Raw genomic sequence first — 5,959 nt, forward strand, 5'->3', positions numbered from 1 at the left:
CTCGGTTTTGAAAACCGAGTCGGCCTTTCTAGCTGCCGTACACTCATGTTGAAAACGCTCTAATGTAGCGTGGTTCAACCGAGTTTCGGCACGGCCAGTGGCAATCCCGACAAGCCAGCCACCCCGCTTTTGTCGGATTCACGACAATTCCTCCATCCCCTGCCGCGATTGCGACATCGCCCACATCCCGCCCCCGCCCCCGCCCGCGCTTCCACACCCCTAAGAAAACCCAGCCTCATCAACGACATGGGACAGCCCCGCGCCATTCCCCCGAAATTGGCGCGGATTTTGGTTGTGTTCGGACAAGACCCGACAATCCGGTTCCGAACAGACCCGGACGCGGGATTTACTCCACACATAGAGGTCAAGATCATGGGAAAAATAGGCATCTTCTTTGGCACCGACACCGGCAACACCCGGAAAGTCGCCAAATCCATCGCCAAGAAACTGGGGGACGCGGCAGCCGATCCGGTCAACGTCAATAAAGCCTCGGTGGACGATCTCTTGTCCTACAGCGCACTCATCCTGGGCACGCCCACCCTGGGCGATGGCGAATTGCCGGGGCTGACCGCCGGGGCACAGGCCGAAAGCTGGGAAGAATTCCTGCCGCAGTTGGAAGGCAAGGACTTTTCCGGGAAAGTGGTGGCGATTTACGGCCTGGGCGACCAGGAAGGCTACGGCCATGAGTTCGTGGACGCGATGATCGAGCTTTACAACGTCGCCATCGACGGCGGCGCCAAGGTGGTCGGCGCGTGGCCCACCGATGGCTATTCGTTCGAAGCCTCCAAATCCATCGTCGATGGCGATTTCGTCGGCCTAGTCATCGACAACGACAACCAAAGCGACCAGACCGCCGAGCGGGTGGGCGCCTGGCTGGAAATCATCAAGCCGGAACTGCTGGCAGTCGCCTGATCCCCATAGTTTTTTCATCATCAACACTCAGTCAGACGGAATAAGAATGTCGATTAAAACCATCAAGGCTTTCTCCGAACAAGCCAAAACCAATCCCGAAATCGCCGCCAAATTAGTGGAATGCCAGAAAATCAGGGAATTGCTCGCCCTGGGCAAGGAGTACGGCTTCGACATAGACGAAGAATTACTGTACCCGCCCAACGAACCGCAATTCACCGCCGAGCAGCTTTCCGCCAAGCTCGGCAAGGCGCTGCTGCGGGCTTGATGCCCCGATCCCGTTGCCTCGACCGCGTGGCGCTTCACGACGGTTGAATCCGGGCAACTCGCCAACCGGGCGGGGTTGCCCCGAGAACCCGCTGGTTTTGACGCCGTTCAACCAGCGGGTTTTTCGTTCTCCGCGTCACATTTCCACAAAATCTGTGGATAACCTCGGGGAAAAGCTTGGGTTGAATGTCCCTGGCCCACGGCAGACGCGGGCTTGGCCAATCCGGCTAAAAAAACGACAGCCTTGATGGCGGCGAAAGCAAAGCTTCCTTTGATCGCCCTCACACCAACCCTCACTGCCATACAGCCTTTCCCGACATGGCGCGATTGTCCTGGCGCCGCCAACCCACCGCAGCAACCCCCAACGCCGTTTGGATTACAATTCAAGCTCGCCGGCCCCGTCGAGCCGGACGCCTACACAATCAAAACAAGCGGGAGAATTGCCGTCATGGTCAAAGATATCGCGTTCGGAATCCTGTCCCTCATCGCCCTCGGCCTCGCGCCGGTCAGTTCATTCGCCTTCGTAACGGGCCATCACGGCGGATTGATCCTGGATTGCACCGCGCCGATCTTCTTCGATGAATCGCCGGGCAAGGAGGCCAAGGTCGGCGCTTTGGAGAAGTTTTCGTTTACCGCCTCGGATAACACTCACGCCGAAACCCTCAAGGTGTGGGTGAATACGGCGCCGGTGGAGATCAAGGTAACGCCGCAACGCAGCGGGCGGCTCACGGTGGAAGGCATTCTGCCGCAACCCATCACCCAGGGCCGGGCCTGGATCAAGGCGACGGGCGTGAGCCACGACGGCTGCGACCAGTTGCACACTTGGAATGTCTATACCGGTAACTAACGACGCGACGCCTGCCGGGTCGGAACGAGATACGGTTTTGTCAAACTTTCCCGTGTTTTTGGATTCCGACCCATCCTAATTGGAAAGGACACCGATTTAGTTCAAGCATGATTCTCAAGCTTTGCGCGGCAAGCAAATCGGTGGGTTGCGACTTGTTCCGCAACTTGTCGGAAATCATGGCGCGGCATCCCCGCGCCGGTCGTTGCTTGCGCTTCGCCCTTTACGGGGCCGGGGCGGGGCTGGTTTGCCTCGCCGCGCTGCTGGCCTTGGCGTTCGAGGACCAGCCGTGGCTCGCGCCCGATTCCCAACCCGCCCATCATTACCTCGCCAAGACCCGGACCCTGATCCGCGACACGGTGCGCACCGGACCCACCGACACCAACCGGAAAAAGCTGGTGCTAACCGCCGACGACCTGACCGCGGCCGCCAATTTCGCCCTGCTGCGCAAAAGGCTGGAAGGCCGCGCCGTGTGCGCCATCGACGACCGCCGACTCAACCTGACCGCGAGCATCCGGCTGCGGGATGGCGATCCCGGCCTGTTCCTCAACCTCAAACTGATTATCGACGACAGCGAACCCCAGGCGCGGATCAAGCGGCTCAAGCTGGGTCGGCTCACCCTGCCCGCCCCCTTCGTGGGCTGGCTGGCGCGGGGCGTGCTGCACTACACGCCGATGGCGCGGTATAGCCGCATCGGCGAACGGCTGGTGGAAGAGGTGCACGTCCGCGACGGGCGGCTGGCCGTGAGTGTGAACTGGAACCGGAACGTGCTGGCCCAGGCGGAAGGCTTGATGGACGATTTGGCGGACAGGGAGCGGCTGCTGGTTTATCAGGACAAGCTGGCCGAATTGGTGGCCCAGCCGAACATAAAGCGCTTCGTCCGGCTTGGCACCTTGATGCAGCCGTTATTCGCCTTGGCGAAGAGCCGCGCCGATGACGGCGGCGATCCGGTGGCGGAGAACCGGGCTTTGATCGTGGTGCTGGCGGCTTATGTGAACGGCAAGAACCTCGCCCTGGGTGCGCCCATCGCGGCGGAACCGGCCCGCCGGGATGTGCTGCTAAACCGCCGCATCGACACGGCCCAGCACTTCATGGGGTCGGCGAGTTTGGCGATGACGGGGCATCGCGCCTTGGCGGATGTCATCGGGCTGGCGAAGGAAATGCACGACACCCACGACGGCAGCGGCTTCAGCTTCATCGACTTGGCGGCGGATCAGGCGGGGGCGTTGTTCGGGAAGCTGGCGGTGCATTCCGGGGACGAGGCGCGGAAGGTGCAGCGGATTCTCAGCCAGGGCGCGGAGGAATCGCGGTTCATGCCGGCGGTGAAGGATTTGCCGGAGAATCTGGCCCAGGATGAGTTCACGGATCGGTTCAAGGATATTGAGAGCCCGGAGTTTCAGGCCATGAAGAGCCAGATCGAGGCGCGGATTTTGGCTCGGCCTTTGTATTCGGATGGCCTGGCGGAGGACGGGCCGCCCAAGAATTAGGGCATTTTCATTTTGGGTTTGCGGCGTTCACATAGGCCGACGCGGTTTTGAAAACCGAGTCGGCCTTTCCGACTGCCATAAAAAAAGCCGACCCGGAGGTCGGCTTTTTCTTAAGGTTTAAGCCAATCGCTTACTGGGAAACGAACGCGGTGTTCGGATAGCCCGGCAGACGCGGCATCTCGATCTTCGGGAACTCGCCGTTCAGCGCGTTCAGGAAGGCCACGATGTCGCCCGTCTGTTCGGTGGTCAGGTCTTTATTAAGCTGGGTCTTCGCCATGATCCGCACGGCGTCCTCCAGGTTCTGCACCTTGCCGCTGTGGAAGTACGGCGCGGTCAGGGCGATATTGCGCAGGGTCGGCACCTTGAACAGGTGCTTGTCGGCATCCTGCTTGGTCTCCGCCGCACGGCCCAGGTCCGCGCTGAAATTGTATTGGGCTTCCAAGGAGCCGTTTTCAAAGGTCGGGAACTTCTGGTAGAAGCCCGTGCCTTCCGGCAGGGTCGGGCCATTGAAGGCCGGGCCGGAATGGCAGCTTACGCAACCCACTTCGGCGAAGGTGTTCAAGCCGCGAGCCTGTTGCTCGGTCAGGGCGCTCTTGTCGCCAGCGGCATACTTGTCGTAGGCGCTGTTCGGGGTAATCAGGGTGCGCTCGTAGGCGGCGATGGCCTTGGCGGCGTTGTCGGCGCTGACGGCGTTGTCGCCACCGAAGGCGGCGGCGAAGGCTTGCGGATAGCCGGGAATGGCCTTCAAGCGGGCGACCACGTCATCCCAGCTTTTCATGCCCATTTCGATGGGATTGGTGACGGGGCCCTTGGCCTGGGCTTCCAGGCTCGGGGCGCGGCCATCCCAGAATTGCACCGAGTTGAAGGCGGCGTTCCAAACGGTCGGGGCGCTGCGGCCACCGCGCTGATCCTTGACGCCGACGGAGTTGGGGCGGTTGTCCTCGCCACCCAGCATGACGTTGTGGCAGGAGTTGCAGGACAGCACGCCGTTGGCGGACAGACGCGGGTCGTGATAAAGCATCTTGCCCAGCTCCACCTTGGCGGCGGTGGTGGGGTTGCCCGCCGGTTCCGGCGCCTTGCTGGGCAGCGCCTGCCATTCGGCGGCGGAGACGGCCAGCGATGAGGCCGCCAGGGCGAGAGTTAGGGTCGTAAGCTTGAGTTTCATCATGGAATGCTGCTCCTCTTAAAGTTAGTTAAGCCTATGGGTTATGGGAACTTTTTGTTTCTATCGCAGAACAAGGGAGCAATCTTATAGAGAATTAAACGGACAATTGCAACCAGCCGCCCGCCCCCTGTCGCCGGGACTTCCAACTCGCCGGCCAAGCCATTATCCAGGCAAAAAAAGACCCACCGGGGAGGTGGGCCATAGAGAGGAAGAACTGTAGCTAGGACAGTTCGCATTCCCCGTGGTTCACGGGAGCGGCCACAAAATTACAGGCGCTCGCCTACAATTTCTGCGGGACAACCTTCTGAGGAATGACTCGTGAGCGCTCCAAACGGCGGCAGGCCACCGGATAGAAACGAATCGCAGGGAACGGCGTTCGCCTCCCAATCCCGCACCACCACGCCCGGCTCAAGAAAACAGAAAGCGCCGAAAAGGGGCTTTTCATTTTTCAGGCTGCCCGCGTCCGTGCCCTGGCTGGTGTTTTTCATGCTGCTGTTCATGGTGGTGAGAAGCATGGCGCCGACTCAGATGGGCCAGATCACCGAAAAACTAAAGGCCATGCAAAGTGAGCCGGGCGAGATGGCGGCGAATGAGCCGCCCGCCCCCAAGTCGCCCCCCCTTGAGTTCACCCAGCCGCCGCCCGCCCCCGAGCAAGCCAGCGTAGCGGATGCGACCAGCGAACCCCTCGAACCCATCGCGCCTCCCCCGATCATCGCGCCGCCTACCCAAGTCGTCGAGGCACCGCCACCCCGCACGCCCCAAATCGCCGAGATGATTTTGTCGCCCTCCGCCAATGGCAATTTCTACGTGCGGGGAGAAATCAACCGGCAACCGGTGTTGTTCGTGGTGGATACCGGGGCCAGCGCCGTGTCCATCCCGGAGAGGCTGCAATACTCATTGAGGCTCAGCCGGGGCCGCTATCTGCAAACCGCCACGGCCAATGGCGTGGCCGGGATGTATGAGACGCAAGTCAAGAGCCTGACCATCGGGCCGTTGAGTTTTAAGAATGTGTCAGCGGTGCTAAATCCCGGTGCCCCCGACGACACCGTCTTGCTGGGGATGACCGCGCTCCGCGAGGTGCGGATGGTTCAACAAAACGGCCGCATGAGCTTGCAGAAGGAAATCCTGCCCGAGACCGAAGCAGAGGCCAGCGCCCCGCCGCCTCCGAAAATGAAGAAATCGGTCAAGGATTGCATGGGCGGCAGCAAGGTCATCAATGAGCAGGTGTTGAAGTGTATGCAGGGAGCCGACGAGGCGGCGGGCGCGGAGGGAGAAGCGGAAGCGGGT

Annotated in this window: 7 protein-coding genes; 5 read left to right on the plus strand and 2 right to left on the minus strand. The window is 61.1% G+C overall.

The features are described 5' to 3' along the window. The first annotated feature begins 372 nt into the window (after positions 1–372). The 4 genes from ACXWUF_RS16650 (at position 373) to ACXWUF_RS16665 (ending at position 3,507) form a co-directional block, all read left to right on the plus strand. Positions 373–912 (plus strand): flavodoxin, encoded by a 540-nt coding sequence (locus ACXWUF_RS16650; protein ID WP_458495764.1) that lies wholly within the window; start codon positions 373–375, stop codon positions 910–912. Between the two features lie 46 nt (positions 913–958). Beyond that, complete coding sequence (locus ACXWUF_RS16655) at positions 959–1,177, plus strand: Nif11-like leader peptide family natural product precursor (protein WP_458495765.1); 219 nt, start codon at positions 959–961, stop codon at positions 1,175–1,177. 447 nt (positions 1,178–1,624) lie between these two features. Continuing rightward, positions 1,625–2,023 carry a hypothetical protein gene (locus ACXWUF_RS16660; RefSeq protein WP_458495766.1) on the plus strand — a complete coding sequence of 133 codons (399 nt, stop codon included), beginning with the start codon at positions 1,625–1,627 and terminating at the stop codon, positions 2,021–2,023. A 107-nt stretch (positions 2,024–2,130) separates the two neighbouring features. Beyond that, on the plus strand, positions 2,131–3,507 hold the full coding sequence (locus ACXWUF_RS16665; RefSeq protein ID WP_458495767.1) for a hypothetical protein: 1,377 nt from the start codon (positions 2,131–2,133) through the stop codon (positions 3,505–3,507). A gap of 130 nt (positions 3,508–3,637) precedes the next feature. Here ACXWUF_RS16665 and ACXWUF_RS16670 read toward each other — a convergent pair whose 3' ends face one another. Further along, on the minus strand, positions 3,638–4,675 hold the full coding sequence (locus tag ACXWUF_RS16670) for a cytochrome-c peroxidase (protein WP_458495768.1): 1,038 nt from the start codon (positions 4,673–4,675) through the stop codon (positions 3,638–3,640). A 263-nt stretch (positions 4,676–4,938) separates the two neighbouring features. Then, on the minus strand, positions 4,939–5,187 hold the full coding sequence (locus ACXWUF_RS16675; RefSeq protein ID WP_458495769.1) for a hypothetical protein: 249 nt from the start codon (positions 5,185–5,187) through the stop codon (positions 4,939–4,941). Between ACXWUF_RS16675 and ACXWUF_RS16680 the strand changes: the two genes are divergently transcribed. After that, on the plus strand, positions 5,186–5,959 hold a 774-nt coding region (locus tag ACXWUF_RS16680; RefSeq protein ID WP_458495770.1), incomplete at its 3' end, for a retropepsin-like aspartic protease family protein. The two genes, ACXWUF_RS16675 and ACXWUF_RS16680, sit on opposite strands and share 2 nt — an antisense overlap.

This window comes from Methylomagnum sp., assembly GCF_054333355.1.